Source organism: Sphingomonas yantingensis, assembly GCF_014199325.1.
Classification (GTDB): Bacteria; Pseudomonadota; Alphaproteobacteria; order Sphingomonadales; family Sphingomonadaceae; genus Sphingomonas; species Sphingomonas yantingensis.
Map to the genome: position 1 here is coordinate 120,379 of NZ_JACIJJ010000004.1, position 16,634 is coordinate 137,012.

Annotated in this window: 13 protein-coding genes; 10 read left to right on the forward strand and 3 right to left on the reverse strand. The window is 64.8% G+C overall.

The window, feature by feature from the left end; genetic code table 11:
- The first annotated feature begins 131 nt into the window (after positions 1-131).
- A complete protein-coding gene (locus tag FHR19_RS13235) occupies positions 132-1,529 on the forward strand; it encodes an exopolysaccharide biosynthesis polyprenyl glycosylphosphotransferase (RefSeq protein ID WP_184029239.1) in 1,398 nt (465 codons plus the stop codon).
- 33 nt (positions 1,530-1,562) lie between these two features.
- Here FHR19_RS13235 and FHR19_RS17880 read toward each other — a convergent pair whose 3' ends face one another.
- The 3 genes from FHR19_RS17880 to FHR19_RS13250 form a co-directional block, all read right to left on the reverse strand.
- Positions 1,563-2,201, reverse strand: coding sequence for an acyltransferase (locus tag FHR19_RS17880; protein WP_281375705.1), 639 nt, complete (start codon positions 2,199-2,201; stop codon positions 1,563-1,565).
- Between the two features lie 128 nt (positions 2,202-2,329).
- On the reverse strand, positions 2,330-3,325 hold the full coding sequence (locus tag FHR19_RS13245; RefSeq protein WP_184029241.1) for an SDR family NAD(P)-dependent oxidoreductase: 996 nt from the start codon (positions 3,323-3,325) through the stop codon (positions 2,330-2,332).
- Positions 3,325-4,626 carry a UDP-glucose dehydrogenase family protein gene (locus FHR19_RS13250; RefSeq protein ID WP_184029243.1) on the reverse strand — a complete coding sequence of 434 codons (1,302 nt, stop codon included), beginning with the start codon at positions 4,624-4,626 and terminating at the stop codon, positions 3,325-3,327. The genes FHR19_RS13245 and FHR19_RS13250 overlap by 1 nt, the downstream gene beginning before the upstream one ends.
- A 546-nt stretch (positions 4,627-5,172) precedes the next feature.
- On the opposite strand from FHR19_RS13250, the gene murB reads away from it, so the two are divergent.
- The 9 genes from murB to FHR19_RS13295 all read left to right on the forward strand — a co-directional run bounded on the left by murB (position 5,173) and on the right by FHR19_RS13295 (position 16,580).
- Positions 5,173-6,114 (forward strand): UDP-N-acetylmuramate dehydrogenase, encoded by a 942-nt coding sequence (gene murB / locus FHR19_RS13255; RefSeq protein WP_221228539.1) that lies wholly within the window; start codon positions 5,173-5,175, stop codon positions 6,112-6,114.
- A 1-nt stretch (position 6,115) separates the two neighbouring features.
- Complete coding sequence (locus tag FHR19_RS13260) at positions 6,116-7,423, forward strand: UDP-N-acetylglucosamine 1-carboxyvinyltransferase (protein WP_184029247.1); 1,308 nt, start codon at positions 6,116-6,118, stop codon at positions 7,421-7,423.
- 27 nt (positions 7,424-7,450) lie between these two features.
- Positions 7,451-9,223 carry a type I secretion system permease/ATPase gene (locus tag FHR19_RS13265; protein ID WP_184029250.1) on the forward strand — a complete coding sequence of 591 codons (1,773 nt, stop codon included), beginning with the start codon at positions 7,451-7,453 and terminating at the stop codon, positions 9,221-9,223.
- Positions 9,220-10,605 carry an HlyD family type I secretion periplasmic adaptor subunit gene (locus FHR19_RS13270; RefSeq protein ID WP_184029253.1) on the forward strand — a complete coding sequence of 462 codons (1,386 nt, stop codon included), beginning with the start codon at positions 9,220-9,222 and terminating at the stop codon, positions 10,603-10,605. The genes FHR19_RS13265 and FHR19_RS13270 overlap by 4 nt, the downstream gene beginning before the upstream one ends.
- 88 nt (positions 10,606-10,693) lie before the next feature.
- A complete protein-coding gene (locus tag FHR19_RS13275; protein WP_184029255.1) occupies positions 10,694-12,331 on the forward strand; it encodes a TolC family outer membrane protein in 1,638 nt (545 codons plus the stop codon).
- 199 nt (positions 12,332-12,530) lie between these two features.
- A complete protein-coding gene (locus tag FHR19_RS18055; RefSeq protein WP_425505976.1) occupies positions 12,531-12,734 on the forward strand; it encodes a spike base protein, RCAP_Rcc01079 family in 204 nt (67 codons plus the stop codon).
- A 307-nt stretch (positions 12,735-13,041) separates the two neighbouring features.
- On the forward strand, positions 13,042-14,070 hold the full coding sequence (locus FHR19_RS13285; RefSeq protein WP_184029258.1) for a hypothetical protein: 1,029 nt from the start codon (positions 13,042-13,044) through the stop codon (positions 14,068-14,070).
- Positions 14,071-14,343, forward strand: a complete 273-nt coding sequence (locus FHR19_RS13290) for a hypothetical protein (RefSeq protein ID WP_184029260.1) — start codon at positions 14,071-14,073, stop codon at positions 14,341-14,343.
- A gap of 341 nt (positions 14,344-14,684) precedes the next feature.
- A complete protein-coding gene (locus tag FHR19_RS13295) occupies positions 14,685-16,580 on the forward strand; it encodes an Ig-like domain-containing protein (protein ID WP_184029262.1) in 1,896 nt (631 codons plus the stop codon).
- Positions 16,581-16,634 lie beyond the last annotated feature (54 nt).

A 16,634-nucleotide genomic window follows, 5' to 3' on the forward strand; every position in this document is an offset into this window, starting at 1 on the left:
GTGACATTCCGCCGGTGCGTTAACGGGTGGGCACGCGGGGCATTGTCAGTTAATCGATGCTGCACTGCACGATCTTTGTTCTCCCTTAACGCGTGTGAGAATACGGTCAGACCAGGCCACAGTCGGGGTAGATGACCAATATGGGCTTGGACGCGTTCCATAGTCAGGACAGGCGACAACGGGGGGAACGGGGCGCGACCCTGTCCTCGATTCTCCGGTATCGTGCTTCTGGTGGCCTGATACTGATCGACGCTCTTTGTCTCGTTTTCGGCGTTTGGTTGGCAGGATATCTGCGCACGATCCTATTCGGGCCGACCCCATGGGCACTCGCCCTTATCGCATTGGTTCCGATCTTCTTCCTGACGGCATTCGGGGTTCGCGCCTATGACAGCGAATGTCTGCAGCGTCCCCGACATGCGGCATGGCAAGGCGGGAAAGCGCTTTTGCTGGCGGTGTGTACCGTCATCCTGGTCGCGTTCGCATTTCAGGCAAGCGAGGATTTTCCACGTGCGCTGATGTTGTTCGGCACAGCGACGTCATTCCTGCTGATTACGGCGGCGCGTTATGTCTTCGTCTCGAACCTGCGGCAAATCATCGGTGGCAATCCGTTCAACGTTATGCTGCTGCATGACGGAGAGTCATCCGTGCCCGCCGGTAAGTTTTCGGCGATGGTGCCTATTCAGGGGCGATTCGACCCCGACGTGCACGACCCGATCATGTACGATCGGCTGGCGCGGATCATCGCCAATGCCGACCGGGTTGTCATCGCCTGCGCGCCCGAAAAGCGCGTTGCTTGGGCCAATTCGCTCAAAAGCGCCAATGTACAGGCCGAGATTTTTGTCCCAGAGCTGGATCAGCTCGCGCCGCTGGGGGTGTCGGCCTATGCCGATACGCCGACGGTCATCGTCGCGGTGGGCCCGCTCGGCCTGTTCGACCGGTTCGTCAAGCGCCTGTTCGACTTGGCCGTATCGGGTGTGGCAGTGCTGGCGCTCAGCCCGCTGCTGGCGCTGATTGCGTTGCTGGTAAAGTTGGACAGCCCCGGCCCGATCCTATTCAAGCAGGTGCGAATCGGGTGCCGGAACGAAATGTTCCGCATCTGGAAGTTCCGCAGCATGTTCGTCGAAGGCAGCGACAGCGCCGGCCATCGCTCCGCCTCGCGCGAGGACGATCGCATCACTCGCGTCGGTCGCTTCATCCGCAAGACCAGCATGGATGAGCTGCCGCAGCTCTTCAACGTGCTGAGAGGCGATATGAGCATCGTCGGTCCGCGCCCGCACGCGCTGGGATCGCGCGCCGCCGAAAAGCTATTCTGGGAAATCGACGGTCGTTACTGGCAGCGTCATTCGGTAAAGCCGGGCCTGACCGGCCTGGCTCAGGTGCGCGGCTATCGCGGCGCAACGCCGTTCGAAAATGATCTCCGCAACCGGCTTCAGGCCGATCTCGAGTATCTCGAACACTGGTCGATCTGGCGCGATGTAAAGATCGTTCTCATGACGTTTCGGGTGTTGTCGCACGGCAACGCCTATTGACCGGGTCGGGTTCGCCGAGTGGTCCCAAGGCCGTCAAACCTGCCATTCAACGTCGCGGACATATCGGGCCGGGACGCCCGCAACGAGGGCGCCGGGGGCGACATCGCGGGTCACCACTGATCGAGCCGCGACGACCGCGCCGTCGCCGATCGTCACCCCCTTCATGATCGTGACACCCGCCCCGATCCATACATGATCGCCGATCCGCACCGGCCCCTCGCAACTGCGCGCGCCGGTCAACGAGTGATGATCGGTATCCATGATCGTCACGCAGCGCGCGATCGCCACGTCATGACCGATGCTGATCGAGTCGAGACATTCAAGATGGAAATCGTCGGCGATATAGCCGCTGCCCAAGGTCAGCCGTCCGCGCGGCCCGATGCGGATGCTGCCGCCGCGATGCAGAACGAAATTGTCGTTCACCTGCAATCGGCCGCCGCGGCGCACGACGACCTCTGTCGCCTTGGCCAGCTGTCCGTCCCAGCGTTTGCCGATCGACAGGCGACCCGGCCCGGTGATGGCACCGGACGCGGCGGCCAGATGCCCCCGCCGATAGATCAGAATCGACCGGCGGTGGCGAATGCGCGCCAGCAGCGTGGCGACCGGGGCCAGCATAGTTATGCGACGCAGGATGTTCACCGACGCGGCCGGCGTATCGGAACGATCGGTCATGCTATCACCGAACCTCATGACGGCCACGCATGGCGGCGCGGCGGCGGACAGGTGGCGCATCGGCCACGGATCCCCACGGTGATACACCGGTCAGTATTAACATTCCCCGGCATTGAACCGGCCTCGCTCTATCTGCCGGGGATGTCCTGCATCCCGTAGAAGTCACGATACCAATCGGCGAAACGTGCCAGCCCTTCGTTCAGCATCACTTTCGGCTTGTAGCCGGTGAGTGCATGCAGCTTCGACACGTCGGCATAGGTGGCGGTGACGTCGCCGGGTTGCATCGGGCGCATAACCTTCACCGCCTCGCGGCCGATGGCCCGTTCCAGAGTCTCGATCATTTCCATCAGCCCGACCGGGCAGCTGTCACCGATGTTCAGCAGCCGGTTCTCGTGCGGCGGCGGCGGGTTGTCGAGCGCACCGACAATGCCGTCGACGATATCGTCGATATAGGTGAAGTCGCGCGCCATGCGCCCTTCGCCATACACCTCGATCGGATCGCCGCGCAGGATCTTCTGGGTAAAGCCGAAATAGGCCATGTCCGGGCGACCCCACGGGCCATAGACCGTGAAGAAGCGCAGCCCCGTTTGCGGCAGCGCATAGAGGTGCGCATAGGACTGGCTCATCAGCTCGCACGACCGCTTGGTTGCGGCATAGAGCGAGACGGGGTGATCGACACGCTCCTCTTCGGTAAAGCCGTCGCTCCCCATCGGCTTGTCGCCGTACACCGAGCTGGACGAGGCGTAGACCAGATGCTCGAACCCCGGTGCCCGACGACATGCCTCCAGGATCGAGAGGTGCCCGGCGAGGTTGGATCGCTGATAGGCAAAGGGATTGTCGATGCTGTATCGAACCCCCGCCTGTGCCGCGAGGTGGACGACACGGGCGATCCCGTGCCGCGCCACCAGCGCAGCGATTCGTTCCGAATCGGCGATGTCCATACGCTCGAAGATGAATTCGCGCCGTCCGTTGAACGTCGACAGCCGCGCATCCTTGAGCGCCGGATCGTAATAGTCGTTCAGGTTATCGACCCCGATCACCGTCTCGCCGCGTTCAATCAGACGGTGGGACACGGCATGGCCGATAAAGCCTGCCGCCCCCGTGACCAGGACCGGCGCCGGCATCAGCGGCCCACCGCGTGATAGGTGAAGCCTGCCTTTTCAATCATGTCACGCGGATAGATGTTGCGCATGTCGACCATGATCGGCGCGCTCAGCAGCGACTTAACGCGAGCAAGGTCGAGTGCGCGGAACGCATCCCATTCGGTGACGATCGCGACCGCATCCGACCCCTCGATCGCTTCATAGGGGCCTGCGCAATACTCGACATTGTCGAGCACCTTCTTGGCCTGTTCGGTACCTTCTGGATCGAAAGCGCGAACGGTGGCGCCGGCATCCTGCAGCGTCTGGATCACCGCGATCGCCGGGCTGTCGCGCATGTCGTCGGTATTGGGCTTGAACGTCAGGCCGAGGATCGCGACGGTCTTGCCGCGCACGTCGCCGCCCATCGCGGCAATGACCTTGCGGCCCATCGCGCGCTTGCGGTTGTCGTTCACGTTGACGACCGCCTCGACGATCCGCTGAGGAGCGTCATGGTCCTGGGCGGTCTTGAGCAGCGCCAGCGTGTCCTTGGGGAAGCACGAGCCACCATAGCCCGGCCCGGCATGCAGGAACTTCGACCCGATGCGGTTGTCGAGACCGATGCCGCGTGCCACGTCCTGAACGTCGGCCCCCACCTTCTCGCACAGGTCGGCGATCTCATTGATGAAGGTGATCTTTGTCGCAAGGAATGCGTTGCCGGCATATTTGGTCAGTTCGGCAGCGCGACGGCTCATCTCGATCACCAGCGAACGGTTAAGCGTCAGCGGGCGATAGATTTGGCGCATCACTTCCATCGCGCGTTCGTCGTCGCCGCCCACGACAACGCGGTCGGGCCGCTTGAAATCGTCGATCGCGGCTCCTTCGCGCAGAAACTCGGGGTTGGAGACGACTGCGAAATCGGCGTCGGGGCTGGCCTCGCGGATGATGCGTTCGACCTCGTCGCCGGTGCCGACCGGAACGGTCGACTTGTCGACGATAACAGTGAAGCCGGTGATCGCACCGGCGATTTCCTTTGCGGCGGCGTAGACATAGCTGAGGTCGGCATGGCCATCGCCCCGCCGCGATGGGGTCCCCACCGCGATGAAGATCGCGTCGGCGTCCCGGACGCTTTCACTAAGATCGGTGCTGAACCGCAGGCGTCCGGCCGCGACATTGCGCCCGACCAGCTCATCGAGACCCGGTTCGTAGATCGGCATCCGCCCGTCGAGCAGCGCGTCGATCTTCGACTGGTCCTTGTCGATGCAGACTACATCATGCCCGAAATCCGCGAAGCACGCCCCGGACACCAGCCCGACATACCCCGATCCAACCATCCGGATGCGCATTCACAACCCCTTTGCCATTGCCTCATCTTGCAGTGCAGCACGCCTTAGGCGCATAAGCGTCACGCATCCAGCGGCAAAACACGCCCGTTGCACGACGGATCGCTGATTGCAGTCATGCCGTTTGCGATCATAAAGCCTGCTGTCGCAATCGGAAAGATTTTCTAACAATATCGTGTGACAGCCGGAGTAATCTGCCGGGTTGCAGATTTGCGGTACGGCTCGTGACACGGCGTGATCGACGGCTGCCGTGTATTGGAATGGTACGGGTCGCCCCGTATCGGCAATATTGGCCCGATCGGTGCGGAACAAAGGTCTGGACCCGGTTGGTCGCACAATCTACGGACAGGGTCGCGTGAGGATCGCGCCCCTCTGCTGATTGGGTGAGCGGGCACGACGTAGGACAGGCATGCCGAGCGGGCGCTCAAGTCAGGATGCGCGGACACAAGAATGGAATCGACCCGCTCTGAACCACCGGATGACCGGTGGCATGACCCACGCACCGTCTCCACGCACGCTGCACTGACGGCGGCGGCGGGGGGTGACTGTGTGGCAACCGACGTGCCGCTGGCGACGCTTGGCCGTTGGCGAATCGGCGGGCCGGCCGATTTCGTCGTCACCCCGGCCGACGCCGCTTCGCTCGGCCGCGTGCTGGCCGTGATCACGGCGCTGGGCTTGCCGCGCGTCATCATCGGCGATGGATCGAACCTGCTGTTCCACGATGCCGGCTTTCGCGGAGTCGTCGTTCGCGTCGGTCGCTCGCTGGACGGTTTTGCGGTCCGGGGCGACGGCATCGTCGATGCAGGGGCGGGGCTTTGGGTGCCGTCGTTCGTGCGGCGGGTGATCAATTCCGGCCTGTCGGGCGCGGTCCATGCGATCGGCATTCCGGGGACGCTGGGCGGTCTGGTCACGATGAACGGGGGCAGCCAGCGGCGCGGCATCGGCGAGAATGTCGTCCATGTCGACGCGCTGGACCAATTCGGTGCGCGCCACCGGCTCGACCATGCCGCTCTCGCCTACAGCTATCGCGCGTCGCGGTTGCAGGCCGGCGACCTGGTGGTGACCTCGGTCCGGCTGCGGTTCGAGCCCGGCGACCGCGCGGCAATGCACCGCGAGGCGCGCTCAATCCTGCGCTCGCGCCGAGAGAAATTCCCGAAGGTTCGCGCGAACTGCGGATCGGTCTTCGTCAGCGATCCGAAGCTCTACGACCTGATCGGCCCGCCGGGCATGGCGATCGAACGTGCCGGGCTGAAGGGCAAGGCGATCGGCGGTGCGCAGCTGTCGCCCGACCATGCCAATTTCATCGTCAACAACGGCGACGCGCGCGCCGTCGACGTGTTGGCGTTGATCCGCATCGCCCGCGACCGGGTGGCCGATCTCTCGGGTATCCGCATGGATGCCGAGGTGCGCCACCTGGCACCCGACGGCACCCTATGCCCTGCCCATGAAGTGGCCGATCGTCTCGACGTCGCCCATTACCAAGGACTTTGACATGACCGCGACCGCATTCTCCGCACCGGCCATCACTTCGATCGAAAGTCGCGATCCCGACCGCATCCTGTCGGTGCGTCCGTCGCGCCTGGAAGGGATCGTCACGGTCAGCGGCGCAAAGAACAGCGTGCTGCGTCTCCTGGCCGCGTCGCTGCTGACTGCAGAGCGCATCGTGCTCGACAATTATCCCGACGGGCTGCTGGACGCGCAGGTGCACGTCGGGATGCTGGAGGTGCTGGGCAAGCGCTGCACCGTCACCGACGGCACGCTGACGATCGAAGAGGTTTCCCCGCCGCCCGGCGAACTGATCTGGGAAGGCCGCTCGATCCGTAACACGCTGCTGATCCTGGGCGCGCTCACCGCGCGGACCGGCGCGGGCAGCGTGCCGTTGCCCGGCGGCTGCGACCTGGGCGGGCGCGGCTACGACCTGCACGAACTGGTCCTGACGCGGCTGGGCGCGCGCGTGTATGGCAAGGACGGCCGGCTATATGCAGAAGCACCGGACGGCCTGACCGGCGCCGACATCGTGCTGCCGCTTCGCTCCACCGGCGCGACCGAGAACGCGTTGATGATCGCATCGCTGGCCCGCGGCACCACGCGCTTGTGGAACCCCCATATCCGACCCGAAATCCTCGACCTTTGCGATTTCCTGCGGGCAATGGGGGCGACGATTACCGTCCATGGCCAGGAAAGCATCGAGATCACGGGCGCGGAGACGCTGAACGGGGTAACGCGGCGGGTGATGCCCGACAACATGGAGGCTATGACGTGGCTGATCGGATCGGTCATCACTGGCGGCGACGTGGAAATCCGCGATTTTCCTTTCGACGATCTGGAAGTGCCGCTTATCTTCCTGCGTGAGAGTGGGGCGAAGATCTTTCGCGAAGGATCGATCGCGATCGTGCGGTCTGGCCGCCCCTATCCGGTAGAGATCAGCACCGGGCCGTATCCCGGCATCAATTCGGACATGCAGCCGTTGTTCGCGGCGCTGGGTGCGTGCGCGCGCGGGGAATCACGGATCGTCGATCTGCGCTTCGCCGGCCGCTACGGCTATCTGGACGAGTTCGCGAAGATGGGCGTGGAAAGCTTCGTGCGCGACAGCACGGCGCATGTTCATGGGACGCGGGAGCTGCGTGGTGCAGCGGTCCGGGCGCTTGACCTGCGCGCGGGCGCGGCGCTTGCGTTGCTTGGCCTGCGGGCCGACGGGGAGACGCGAATCGCCGATGCGTGGCAGATCGAACGCGGCTATGATAAATTCCTTGAAAAGGCACAGGCGCTTAACGCGAAGATGACCTATTTCGATCAATAGGCCGGACATCGGGCCGGGGGGACCAGAATGCAGGTTGAACAAAATCCGCTGCGCTATGCGCTGAAGGCGTGCCGGCGCCATTTCTGGGCGGTGGGGCTGTTCTCCGGCCTCATCAACCTGCTGTATCTCGCCCCGTCGATCTTCATGCTGCAGGTCTACGACCGGGTGGTGCCCACGCGTGGCGTACCGACGCTGCTAGTCCTCTCGCTGATCCTGGCGGTTTCGCTCATTGTGTTCGCGCTGCTCGACACGGTGCGGATTCGGTTGCTGATGCGCGCCAGCCTGCGCCTGGAAAAGATCGCGGCGTCTAACATCCTGCACCGCATCATCGGCACCGGCGGCGCTAGCCCGGCCCAGCGCGCGCAGGCGATGCGCGATTTCGACACGTTGCGCGGCACGCTGACCGGTCCTGCCATCATCGCGCTGTTCGATGCGCCATGGGCACCGATCTACATCATCATCTCCTGGCTGCTGCACCCGATGATCGGGATGCTGGCGCTGGTGAGCTCGCTGCTGTTGATCGCACTGGCGGTGGCCAGCGACTGGTCGGTCAAGAAATCGGTAGCCGAGGTCTCGCAGCGTACGAGCCAGGCCTATCGGTCGCAGGATTATTCGATTCAGGCATCGGAAGTCGCAAGGGCACTCGGGATGCGCGAGGCGGTGGTGCGCCGCCACCTGTCCGAACGCGCCGACCTGGCCAAGCGCCAGTCAGACATTGCCGGCAATTCCGGCGGTTTCCTGGCCGCGACCAAGTTCCTGCGGCTGTTCCTCCAATCCATGGCGCTGGCGCTGGGTGCGTATCTGGCAATCAACCAGGAGATTTCTGCCGGTGCGATCTTCGCCGCATCGCTGATTCTCGGCCGCGCGCTGCAGCCGGTCGAGCAGATCCTGAACGCCATGAAGAACGTGATGGCCGCCCAGAACGCCTATAAGGGCCTCGATCATTTCTGCCGCCTGCCCGACGTCACCGCGACGCGCACCACCTTGCCCACGCCGCGCGGCCGGATCGAGGTGGACGATGTGACAGTGCGGGTGCCGGGCTCGGACCGGGTGCTGCTGAACAAGCTCAGTTTCACGATCGAACCGGGCACCATCGTCGCGCTGGTCGGGCCGAGCGGGGCCGGCAAGTCGACACTGCTGCGTACGCTGTCCGGCGGGGTCGTCCCGGACGAAGGCGAGGTGCGCATCGACGGCGCGCGGCTGAGCGACTGGAACCCTGACGAACTGGGTCGCCATGTCGGTTACATGCCGCAGACCCCGACGCTGTTCCCCGCCAGCGTCCATGCCAATATCTCGCGCTTCCGCGCGCTGACCGAAGGTGGCGGCGAGGCGCTGGACAAGGAAGTGCTGGCTGCCGCGATGCTGGCGGGCGCGCATGAGGTCATCCTGCGCTTCGAGCATGGCTATGACACACGGTTGGCCGTGCGCGAGGGCGGCGGCCTGTCGTCGGGCCAGCGCCAGCTGGTCGCGCTGGCGCGCGCGCTGTTCGGATCGCCGGCGATCTTCTACCTAGACGAACCCAACGCTCATCTCGACATCAACGGCGAGACGCGGCTCATCGCCACGCTGCAGGAGCTGAAGGCAAGAGGCGCGACCGTGATCGTGTCGACCCACCGCACCGGATTGCTGCAGGCGGTGGACAAGGTGCTACTGCTACGCGATGGCGTCATCCAGGTGTATGACGATCGGGCCAAAGTCCTGCGGTCGGCACCGCCGCCGGAGGAAGCCCGCGAACCCGGTCAGCTGGACCAGCGCGGCCATGCCGGCGAACAACCTCGCGCCCAGGGAGGCCAATCGTGAGCGGAGAAATCATACCCCGCCAGCAGCAACAGGTCCTGGTGGTCGAACGCAGTGCCGTCGGTAATCCCGAAGCGGTGCTGAACGATTCGCCGAACCGGGCGATGACGGTGGGCATCGCCATCGCGGTACTGTTCTTCGTCGTGCTGCTGGGCTGGGCGGCGATTGTTCGACTTGATGCAGCGGCGGCCGGCGAGGGCCGCGTGACCGTGTCGGGCAACCGTCAGACGGTGCAGCACCGCGACGGCGGAATCATCGACGAGATAAGCGTCCGCGAGGGCATGAAGGTGGGCCGCGACCAGATCCTGATCCGCCTGAAGGGGGCGGAGGTCGCGGCGACCGAACGGGCACTGGCCGGCAGCGTCATCGACCTGGAGGCGCAGCGTGCCCGGCTGGAGGCCGAGATCAGAGGCGGCCCGATCCAATGGCCCGCCCGGTTCGCGACTCTGACCGGTGCCGACCGCGCGCTGGTCGAGCGTGCGATGGGGCTACAGAACGCGCAGCGTTCCGCCCGTCAGGGTGCCCTGGCGTCCAACCGTGCCGTCATCCGCCAGCAGGAGGCGGAGGCAGCTCAGCAGATCGGCGGCTATTCGGCGCAGGCCCGCGCCACGTCGCAACAGCGCCAGTCCCTGGAGGAACAGCTCGCTGCCACGCGCAAGCTGGCGGACGAGGGCTATGTGTCGCGCAACACCGTGCGCGGGATCGAACGCTCGATCCAGCAGCTGGAAGGCGCCGATGCCGACTATGGCGCGCGTGCGCGGGCCGCGCGGGAGCAGGCGGGACAGGCGCGGGAATCCGCCATATCGAGCGCGCGTCGCTATACAGAGGATGCGGCGACCGCGCTGCGCGATACCCAGTTCCAGCTGAACGAGGTCATGCCGAAGTGGCTGGCGGCCAAGGAGCAGCTGGAACGCACCGTGATCCGCGCGCCGGTTGCCGGCCGGGTGGTCGACCTGAAAATTTATTCACGTGGCGGCGTGATCCAGGCGGGGCAGCCGATCCTAGACATCGTGCCCGATGCCGCACCGCTGGTCATCAAGGCGAATTTCGCGCCGGGGGACATCGACGGCGTGTATGAGGGGCGCACGGCCGAGGTGAAGTTTCTGTCGCTGCACGAACGCGATCTGCCGATCCTGCTGGGATCGATTCGGAACGTGTCGGCCGACAGCCTGAGCGACGAGAAGTCGGGGCAGCGCTATTTCACGGCCGAAATCGTCGTGCCGCAGGCTCAGATCGCGATGCTGCGCAAAGTGCGCGGCGCCGATCTCGGCATCCGTCCGGGTGTGCCGGTCAGTGTGCTGGTGAAACTTCGCCAGCGCACCGCGCTTCAGTATCTGCTCGACCCGCTGACGGAGACATTCCGCCGGTCGATGCACGAGCGGTAACAGGTCGGGCGGGACGTCATTGGGTCTGTGCGGAAATCGCGCTAGGGAAATGCCGGCACGAACTGGGGCAGAGCGGGGGGAGTGGACGATGAAAATGCGTTTTTGGTTGCTGGCCGGAGTAGTCGTGGCGACGGGGCCGGTCGCCGCGCAGGTCGGACCCGTGACGCCGGTGGAGGCCTCGATGGCGTCGGTATCGGGCGCGACCGATACGCTGGCCCAGGCGCTGGTCGATGCCTATCGCAACAACCCCCAGCTCGAGGCGCAGCGCGCGCAGCTGCGGGCGCTGGACGAGACCGTCGTTCAGGCCAGCGCACCCTATCGGCTGCAGGCCAGCGTCGTTGGCAGCGTCCGGTATCAGGAACAGGTCACGCGCGACGTGTTCTTCGACGAACTGGTCACCAACCGCGCCCGCAGCAGCGGTGCGTCGCTGACCGCATCGCAGATTCTGTTCAACGGCGGCCGTACCGCCGCACGCGTATCGGCAGCCGAGGCCAGCGTGCTGTCGGGCCGCGAACGCCTGCGCGAGGTCGAGAATTTCATCCTGTTCGAGGTCGTCGACTCGTATGTGTCGGTGCTGCGCGATCAGCGTCTGGTCGAGATTCAGCAGCGATCGATCCAGTCCTACCAGCGACAGGTCGACCAGGCGCGGGCACGCGAACGCGGCGGCGACCTGACCCGGATCGACATCGCACAGGCCGAGGCACAGCTGGGCATCATCCGCACGCAGCTGGCGCAGGCTGAGACGAACCTGGAACGCAGTCGGTCGCGGTTCGCCGCGGTCGTCGGCCGCAATCCCGGCGCGCTGACTCCGCCACCGCCGCTGCCCGGCATTCCCGGATCGATCGACATGGCCTACCGCGTCGCCGAGGCCGAAAGCCCGACGCTGTGGCAGGCGATCCTGAACGAACGGTCGGGCCGCGCGCAGATCGCCGCCGAACGCGCCGAACGCAATCCGATCCTGTCGGCCGATGCATCGATCGGCGTCATCGACCCCAACGGGATCGGGTTCAACAACCTGCGCCGCGGGGTTTCAGCGGGGGGCACGCTGACCATCCCTCTATTGACCGGCGGTGTCATCGATTCGCGCGTCCGCCAGGCGCTGGCCAACCAGCAGTCGCTGGCCTTCACCGTCGAGGCGAGCCGGCGCGGGGTTCAGGCGCAAGTCCAGAATGCTTGGAACCAGTCGATCTCGTCGGCGGAACAGGTCGCGATCGGTCAGGCGACCGCCGAAACCGCGGCGCGGGCGCTGGAAGGCGTACGACGCAGTTTCCAGGAGGGCTTCCGGTCCAATTTCGAAGTGATCGATTCGGAGCAGCGTCTTCTGAACGCGCAGGTCATCGTCGCGAATGCCGAATATCAGCGATACGCATCCCAAGCTAATCTGCTGACCTATCTGGGCCGGTTGCAGGCCGCTACGCTTAGCCCCGCCGTCGCAACCTACGACATGGAAGCCAATCTCGAACGACGCAAGCGACAGCAGATCGACCCGTTCCAGCCGTTCGTCGGCCCGATCGACCGGCTGTCGCGGGCGTCCGACGATCCCCGCGACGCACCGGTGGTCCCGGCCACTGCAAACGCCACGCTGCGCACGCCCGACACCCCTGCGCCGGCGCGGCCGCTCGCCAGCGCACTGCCCGTCGATAACGTACCGGCCCGCCCCGCGTTGCCGGACCAGAAACAGCCGTCTCCATCGCAGGTGCAGGCCCAAAGCCGGCCCCGCGACTGACCGAACTCCGTTTCGGAACCCGCACCAAACCGCGGGTTCCGAAGCCTACTGTCCGCAAGGGATATAGGAACTTTCCTACACGGAATGGATGTGGAACACAGCGGGAACATCGATTCGCGATGGTTCAGGAGGTTCCATGTCAGACCCGTTCGCCTAGCATTCCGACAGTCCGGTTGCGCCCGCCCGGCGCCTGCTGACCATCCAGCCTGACGATCAGCAGGCGCTGCCGCATACGCCCAAGGCGCTGTATGTCGGCGGTGGCGGCGACGTCGTCGTGCGGGCGGTCGGCGACACCGCCGATGTCCGTTTCATCGGCGTGCCGGCGGGAACCATCCTGCCGATGCGGGTCAGCCATGTCCGCCTGACTGGTACGAGCGCCTCCGGCCTGATTGCGTTCTGCTGATGCTGGGCTTTTCGATTGGTCGCCCGGCGCGCGCGCCCGGGTTACCACCCTTGCCGCCGGTTCCGCCGGTACGCCCCGAAACCGCCGCCTTGCTTGGACGAATGGCATCGCCGCCATCGCCGCCGCGCGCGCGCGTCATCGACACGCTGGTCGCGAGGCTGGTCGACAACGGTATCTGGTCCCGGATCGATCGGCTGCTGCTGTTCGCCGCGCATGACCCGCAGGCTGCGCTGCTCGACTGGAAGGGCGGGGCGGATGCCGCCATCGGCGGCGGCGCCCCCGTCTTGTCGCCGACCGGGGATATTGGGTGGACGGCCACGATGACTGGATCGACACGGGGTTCACCCCCGCCGCCGGGGTCCAGTTCCAGCAGAGTTCTGCGATGCTGGGCATATGGGCGCGCAAGGCCGATCGCAACGCCGTCGCACCGGTCGGTACCGTCACCGGCACTTCGGTATCGTTGAACCCACGCGGGGCCACCGATGCCAATGCCGGGCGGCTGAACGGTAGCGCGGTGACCAGCGGCGGGAGCGTCGCCAGCGGCTATGGCTTCACCGCGATCGATCGGTCCGGCGCTGCGGTCGTGCGCCAGTTCATCGGCGGCGTGCAAAAGGGTGAGAATGGAAATGCTCCGGCAGCAGCGCGATCGACCGCGCGGGTCGGCATCGGCCGGGCGAACGGAGTGGCGGCGGACGGCCAATATTGCGCCTTTGTCGCTGGCGGGTCGCTGTCGGCGGCGCAGCACGGCGTCCTCCACGATGCATTGCAGGGCTATATGGATGCCTTGGGGGTGATGCCATTGCCGGTAGCGGTAGCGAAAGCGCGTAGCGCGGCGGCATGGACATCGCTTCCCGACGGATCGGCGCCGATCGTGGCCGGGCGCGGCATGGCTGTGACCGGTCTAACCCGCGATCTGGCCGGGCGCTGGTATGTCGGCAACGGCCGCACGACCCGGCATCCGCTGCTATTCAGCCGGATGTCGCCTGACCTCGCCGCGATCGAAGCAGAGTTCGACCTCACCCGCCTCGGCCTGTCGGTCGACATGGCAGGTTCGTGCCAGGGCATGACGCTGGACCGTAGCGACGGCAGCCTGTGGATCGTGGTCAAGCTGTCCGGCGCGTCGGGCAGTGATAGTCATCTGCTCCATTTCGACCCGGCGACCGACACGATGGCGGCTCCGCCGGTGCTGCTGTCCGCCGGCACCAACGGCGTCGCATGGGACCCGCACGCCGACTGCCTCTGGATGCTGAGAGACAGTAGCGAGTTGGTCGCCTGCGACCGTTCGGGCGCCATATTGTCGGCATCGACACCCATGCCCGCCAACAGCGATCAATGAATGATCGCCGCCACGGCGTCCGGCGATGTCATGCCCGGTGAGCTGCTGGTCACGTCGGGCTTGAACGGCGCGTCAGGCACGATTCACCGATACCGGCGGCTGGATTACGGCGGGTGGGTACTGACCGCCATCGACACAATGTCCGGTGCGGACGCGATCGAAGGGGTATGGATCGACCACACCGGCATCCGGGTCGGCAATGATGCTGCCACCCATTCTGGATCACCCCCGCTGAACCGAATCGGACACTATCACGCCGGCGCACACGCCTGAGTCGGCAAAATGTTCCCAAAAAAACGCGGCACGCTGCCTGCGGCGAGCCGAAAATGGCAGACTGGCGCGCGGGCCAATCGTCTCATCGCGGGACGCATGGCGCTGCTGGCGAGGATAAGCAATGGCCTCGTACGACACGGGCCAGAGCGGCAAGCTAGTTCGACGGCGCTTAAGACAAAAAAGTCAAGAAAAAATGCTTAACGCCCCACTTACTGAGCGGCTTTATACTTACGGAACGCCGTAGAAGGTACCGATCCCGGTGGGGGCAGGGAAGCCGAACACCCGTCGGGTGTTGCACACTCTGGCCTGCGGATATGAAATCATAGTTTCGCGAGGTTGAGATGGCGATTAAGAGTGCGGCTGCGAATAACGAAGTTTTTCTTCAGGGGACCTATCTCGGCATCGGCATCAACGCCGATGGCACACTGGGCTCGACGAAAGCCGCGCCGACCGGTCTGGCGAGTGACACTGCGACAGGCCTCACGCGCGTCGGCATGATTGCCGATCTCGACGGCTTCGGCGTCGGCAACAAAATGGTTCTGAACGATGTCCTGCTCCAGGGGCGGGCAATCGAAGGCTTCAACATCGGTTACAAGACCGGTGGCAAGACTTTTGTCCAGAGCAATCTTCTTCTGACCGGCTACTCGGAAGTCGACGGCACGCTGACCAATACGTCGGAGAAGGGCGTCGCATCGGCTAGCTGGAACGGCCAGACCACGGAAAAGCTGGCAGTTTCGCAAAAGATTTCCCTGGCGGACGATGCGAAGTACATTCGCATCGACGTGACGCTGACCAACCAGTCGGGTGCGGCGATGAACGACGTGCGCTATATGCGCTCGTTCGACCCCGATCAGTCGGACAAATATGCCACGACAAACAAGATCGAGAGCCAGGGCGTGGAGGGAGCGCTGGTGTCGGCGTATCTGAATGCGACCAATCCGTTCTTTCTCTATTCCAACGATGACCGCGCGGTCGCGTCATTCTACGGCTTCGTCAACACCGATCCCTACGCCGCCGCCGCCTATGACAAGGCGCAGGCAAAGGGCTACACCGCGAAGGCGGATCAGACACTGAACCTGACCTTCGGTTTGGGCACGCTGGGTGCGGGCGCATCGACCACGATCACCCTGTACATGGGGGTCACCGACAATCTGAAGGCAACCATCGCCCAGATCGATTCCCGCGAAGGCGCGACCACCCCGCCGCGGCCCGTCGTCAACGACGCGCCCGACGCGGTGAACGACAGCTTTTCCCTCAAGCAGGACGCCAGCGTCACGGGCAACGTGCTGGCCAACGACAGGGACGCCAATGGCGACGCGCTCACCGCCCTGCTCAAGTCGGGTCCGGCCAACGGCACGGTCAGCTTTTCGGCCGACGGCAGCTTTGTCTACACCGCAAAGGCCGGTTTCAGCGGCACTGACAGCTTCAGCTATACCGCGTCGGACGGTAAGGCGACTGACGTCGCTACGGTCACGCTGAGCATCGAAGCTGCCCCGGTCGTGCCGCCGGTCGTCGTGCCGCCGGTCGTTACCGACCTGGCGGGCCGAGCGGGGACCGTCGTCGGCACCTCGTCGGCGAGCGAGACGCTGAGCGGCAAGGTGGGGGCCAACAGCTTCTTCTTCGATGAGGGCGTCACCGGCAACGATCGGATCGTGAACTTCGAGAAGAACGACGTTCTCGTCTTCGACAAGATGCTGTACGACGGCAACAAGGACGGTATCATTGCGCTTTCGGGCAACGTGGTGTCGATCGATGCGCCCAAGAGCGGCGACATGCTGAAGATCGACGGGGTGAGCGCGCTGCGGTTCCTGGGCATCGACGATGCCGGCCATGCCGTCTACGGCGATGCCAGCGTGCGGCCGCGCGGTGCCAAGGAAAGCACCCTGGCCGACAACACATTCAGCGGCGACAAGGGCGACAAGAAGAAGGACGTGTTTTTCTTCGACACCGCGCTGGGTGCCGATCTGGGCAGCGATACCATCAACCTGTTCGGTAAGCGCGACCTGATCGCGACCACGACCAAGCTGGCCGATGGCAACAACGACGGCATCGTAACCGGTGACGGCGGCCTGTTTGCCCTGGGCGACGGTCTCGGCAGCATTGCGCTGAAGGGAAGTGCCGGCGCGGCAGTGTCGTCGATCGAGTTCGACGGTACGGTCGTTCGCGACAACGTCACCTATTATGTCTACTCGCTGGTCGGATCAACCGGCACCGATGCGAGCGATCTGGGCTTCTGATCGGCCCATCGAACCTTGCGCGATCGCGCAAGGCGGCAACGAGTACGCCCCGTC

Excerpts from the sequence above, each read along its gene's own strand:
- FHR19_RS13235 (WP_184029239.1), top strand. The coding sequence starts at position 132 with ATGACCAATATGGGCTTGGACGCGTTCCATAGTCAGGACAGGCGACAA.
- FHR19_RS17880 (WP_281375705.1), bottom strand. The coding sequence starts at position 2,201 with ATGACCGATCGTTCCGATACGCCGGCCGCGTCGGTGAACATCCTGCGT.
- FHR19_RS13245 (WP_184029241.1), bottom strand. The coding sequence starts at position 3,325 with ATGCCGGCGCCGGTCCTGGTCACGGGGGCGGCAGGCTTTATCGGCCAT.
- FHR19_RS13250 (WP_184029243.1), bottom strand. The coding sequence starts at position 4,626 with ATGCGCATCCGGATGGTTGGATCGGGGTATGTCGGGCTGGTGTCCGGG.
- FHR19_RS13260 (WP_184029247.1), top strand. The coding sequence starts at position 6,116 with ATGACCGCGACCGCATTCTCCGCACCGGCCATCACTTCGATCGAAAGT.
- FHR19_RS13265 (WP_184029250.1), top strand. The coding sequence starts at position 7,451 with ATGCAGGTTGAACAAAATCCGCTGCGCTATGCGCTGAAGGCGTGCCGG.
- FHR19_RS13275 (WP_184029255.1), top strand. The coding sequence starts at position 10,694 with ATGAAAATGCGTTTTTGGTTGCTGGCCGGAGTAGTCGTGGCGACGGGG.
- FHR19_RS13290 (WP_184029260.1), top strand. The coding sequence starts at position 14,071 with ATGATCGCCGCCACGGCGTCCGGCGATGTCATGCCCGGTGAGCTGCTG.
- FHR19_RS13295 (WP_184029262.1), top strand. The coding sequence starts at position 14,685 with ATGGCGATTAAGAGTGCGGCTGCGAATAACGAAGTTTTTCTTCAGGGG.